The 806-nt window shown below is 40.4% G+C and carries 1 protein-coding gene; it reads left to right on the top strand.

Features of this window, described 5'->3' with window-relative positions:
• Nucleotides 1–684: hypothetical protein (locus R7Q11_RS25645; RefSeq protein ID WP_225466936.1), on the top strand; the 684-nt coding region annotated here is incomplete at its 5' end.
• Between the last annotated feature and the right edge of the window lie 122 nt (nt 685–806).

The following is an 806-nucleotide window of genomic DNA, read 5'->3' as shown; positions in this document are numbered from 1 at the left end:
CTAGAGGTCGAAGCTCAAAAGGCGATTGAAGAATTATTAATTTTTCTTCCCGCATTGGATCTGGAAACTTCGGTTCACAGCCAAGCGGTAAAAGAATTTAGCGAAGCGTTCGATGTTATCTTGAAAGGGTACAACGGGGGCAATGTTTCCTATGAGACTGGATATGATCTTATTCATCAGGTCAAAAATGGTTTCATTGAGGGGGGCGGTGCGCTTAGAAAAATCGAAGAGAATCGTTTGTCACGCCAGACAGAAAAAGCTGATAATTTCTCTCAAGATGGCAGTTATCGACGCAATCTAGTAGTGAATGATGAATCGTTTAATGTGCGTTTTAAAGCGAGTTGCGCTACGCCTGAATGCTTAATGAGAAATGCCAATATCGACATGGAAGATGATGCTTTTCAGGATTACATTGAGGCTGCAACACAAGATAAACGTTCGGATGTGATGCAGGTGATAGGTGTTGCTTTGATTGCTAATCCATATCTCAAGCCTTTGGAGTATGTTGTATTTGGAGATATCGCCTACTCAATGACAGATCTTAACTTCGACCCTTCTTGGGCTTTTGCTATGGGAAAAGGGGCAGCTTATCGATTAAAGCTTCTTAACTTTAGTGAAAGAACGGTGCTCACGGGAGAAAATGTGACCAGCTATATTTCAGGGAATATTTTAAGCAGTGATTGATAAGAACAAGCTTTGGAGATATTTAAATATATCTGACTCGATTTATGCCGTTTGTACCATTATTGGTATTTTCTTTTTTTTCGAAAGTGTCACGGGGTTATTGGGGCTCTGGTTTATCACCT

This window comes from Vibrio sp. 970 (genome assembly GCF_033339075.1).
Note: the sequence above shows the minus strand (reverse complement) of the source record. Positions and strands in the feature narration are given on the sequence as shown.